Source organism: Streptomyces chlorus (assembly GCF_042655885.1).
Taxonomy (GTDB): Bacteria; Actinomycetota; Actinomycetes; order Streptomycetales; family Streptomycetaceae; genus Streptomyces; species Streptomyces chlorus.
This window is the reverse complement of the sequence record NZ_JBHSOA010000058.1, coordinates 1-2416: the sequence shown is the minus strand read 5'-3', so window position 1 is coordinate 2416 and position 2416 is coordinate 1. Positions and strand designations below refer to the sequence as shown.

Annotated in this window: 3 protein-coding genes; 2 read left to right on the top strand and 1 reads right to left on the bottom strand. The window is 68.0% G+C overall.

From position 1 onward, the window contains the following. A partial coding sequence (locus ACFPZI_RS25440; RefSeq protein ID WP_381367274.1) for a transposase family protein occupies window positions 1–800 on the top strand: 800 nt, incomplete at its 5' end. 48 nt (window positions 801–848) lie between these two features. Here the strand turns inward: ACFPZI_RS25440 and ACFPZI_RS25435 are convergent. After that, window positions 849–1217: a VOC family protein gene (locus ACFPZI_RS25435; protein ID WP_381367271.1), complete on the bottom strand. Its 369-nt coding sequence runs from the start codon at window positions 1215–1217 to the stop codon at window positions 849–851. Window positions 1218–1452: 235 nt separating this feature from the next. On the opposite strand from ACFPZI_RS25435, the gene ACFPZI_RS25430 reads away from it, so the two are divergent. Beyond that, entirely contained in the window at window positions 1453–2067 is a 615-nt protein-coding gene (locus ACFPZI_RS25430) for a DUF6000 family protein (RefSeq protein ID WP_381367277.1), read from the top strand. Window positions 2068–2416: the final 349 nt, after the last annotated feature.

Below are 2416 nucleotides of genomic sequence, written 5' to 3'. Positions count from 1 at the left end.
AGCCGCCTCGAACGCCTCGCCTACCGACTCACGGCCTGACTCGCGAATTGCGCAGCAGAGTCCGACGCCATCTCAAAGCGATACGGTCGAGGTGGCGGGCGCTGCCGCCCGGGAGGATCGCGGTGATCGTCTTGGCCGTGCTGCGGCACGATCAGCGTCTGGTCGACATGGCCGGCGGCAACGACATCTCCGCCACCACCATCCGGCGCTGGCGCGACGAGCTGATCCACCTGCTGGCCGCGAAGGCCCCTCGCCTGGACCGCGCCCTGAAGAAGATCGCCCGGCGGGGCGGCGAGGTCGTCCTGATCGACGGCACCCTCATCCCCACCCAGCGCCGTACCGGAGAGGCGAACCGCCCGAACTACTCCGGCAAGCATCGCCGCCACGGCCTGCACGTCCTCGCGCTGACCGACGAGCGGGGCCGTCTGGTGTGGATATCGGCCGCCCGGCCCGGCCGCACCCACGACATCACCGCCGCCCGCCGCGACCGCATCCTGGCCCACCTGCGTGCTGCCGGCCTCGGCGCCCTGGCCGACCTGGGCTTCCTCGGCCTGGACGACGACGGGGACGATCCCGTGGTCGTCACCGGCTTCAAGGCCACCCGCGCCCGCAGGCTCACATCCGCCGAGAAGGAGGCCAACCGGGTTCTGGCCGCCGGACGCGTCCCCGTCGAACGCGGCTTTGCCCACCTGAAGAACTGGCGGATCCTCACCAAGCTCCGTACTGACCCCGCCCGCGCCACCCACCTGTTTCGCGCGCTGCTCGTCCTGACGAACATCGAGGCCACTACCGACAATTGATCTCTACCGCAGACAGCCCACGATCAGCACAAGCACCGTGGAACAGCGTCACCGGGCCGGGATCGGCTGGGTGAGGTTCACCGGGTTGCCGTCGGGGTCCCGGACGTGGGCGACGCGCTGTCCCCACGGCATGTCGTTGGCGCCGTCGCGGACCGAGCCGCCCAGCGCCTCCACCCGGCCGAGCGTCTCGTCGACGTCGTCGACACCGATGCTGAGCAGGATCCGCGGTGCCGCCTCGGTCCCCGGGTTCTCCTTGGCCACCAGCCCGAGGTCGGTGTCGCCGATACGCAAGCCGAGGTAGAAGGCCGGGCCTTCCGCCGGCACCCGGAAGGTCTCCTCGGCGCCGAACAATTTCGTATAGAAGCCGAGCAGAACGTCCAGGTCGGCAGTCAGGATCACTGGCTGGATGGTGGACATGGCACTCCTGTCGAGAACGGTCGTGTCGCTGGATAGACCGTTCGAGGACGGTGAACTCATCGGCAAAACCACCCCGCCGGACGATCTACAACACAGACTGCCGCCCACGACCAGCACGAGTACCCCGAAACGAGGTCACGCCACCCCGCTGACCAGCCACTTCAAGATGGCGGAGCTTCAAGGATCGAAAGGAGGCGGCCTCGTTGCGCACCAGCGGGGCAGGATCGGCCCTGTGATGCGCCATGCCCATGAGGATCCCGAGCTGCTGGCCCTGGTTCGCCGCTACGTCACGCCCGAGCGGCGTTACATGAAGCTCAGCGGCAGCTTGCTGCGTATGCGGAGTCTTGACTACGACCGCTTCGTGCGAAGGCTGAGCGAGGACTCGAAAGTCATCACCGCGGAAGAGATCGCCACCCTTCTTGAGGGCGGGTGGCGGGAGCGGAGGACTGCGACATGGCTCGTGGCTGTCTCTCGCCGGACCGAGTTCCGTGAGCGTCTCGGGGAGCTCCTGCTGGCCAGCGAGGTCTGCTGCGCTGGTCTGGCCTATTGCGTGGCCCTGGCCAGTTTCGGGATGCCGCGCGACTCTGAGCTGCTGGTCGCCTACCTTGATCGCTATCTCCGCCGACCCGACCTCGCATACGACCAGACGGTGGCCATGGGCGCCCTCTTGTTCATCGACCTGAATCTCCGAGGTGACCAAGCTGCCCGTTTCCTGGGCCCCGGCGCCCTGTGGCAACAGTGGCTCCAAGATGCACCCCACATGCGGGGCACCACGGACCCGACCCCCTCTTCCCTGAGCCTCATTCGTCGGCTCTGCGCCTTCGTCGATGAGTGCGCCGACATGAGTTGACGGCACCTGATCGCGGCCCGAACCGTCGTCGCCGAAGGCCCTGTTGGGGCTCGCCGAGCCGGGGCCAGCGGTGATCGCGCGACGGACCGCAGCGGCACGTACCGGACGGCTCCGAAGCGGAGGCGACAGACCGTGATCGGCTACACCACGACGGGGGACATGACCCTAGACCCGTACTTCGCGGGTCGTTGATTCGTATGGTGTGACCGGTCCGGGGGTGTCCTCGGGCCGGGGTGCGGCGTTGGGTGGGGTGTGTCGAAGTCTTCCCGCTCCCCGCGGCCACGGTCCCAGCGTCAGCGTTTTGAAGTAGCGGTGACGTCCGTGGTGGAGAAACGTCTGGGCGCTCTGC

What these genes read in the sequence shown, in the direction of transcription:
- ACFPZI_RS25435 (WP_381367271.1), bottom strand. Translation starts at nt 1,217, where the DNA reads ATGTCCACCATCCAGCCAGTGATCCTGACTGCCGACCTGGACGTTCTG.
- ACFPZI_RS25430 (WP_381367277.1), top strand. Translation starts at nt 1,453, where the DNA reads ATGCGCCATGCCCATGAGGATCCCGAGCTGCTGGCCCTGGTTCGCCGC.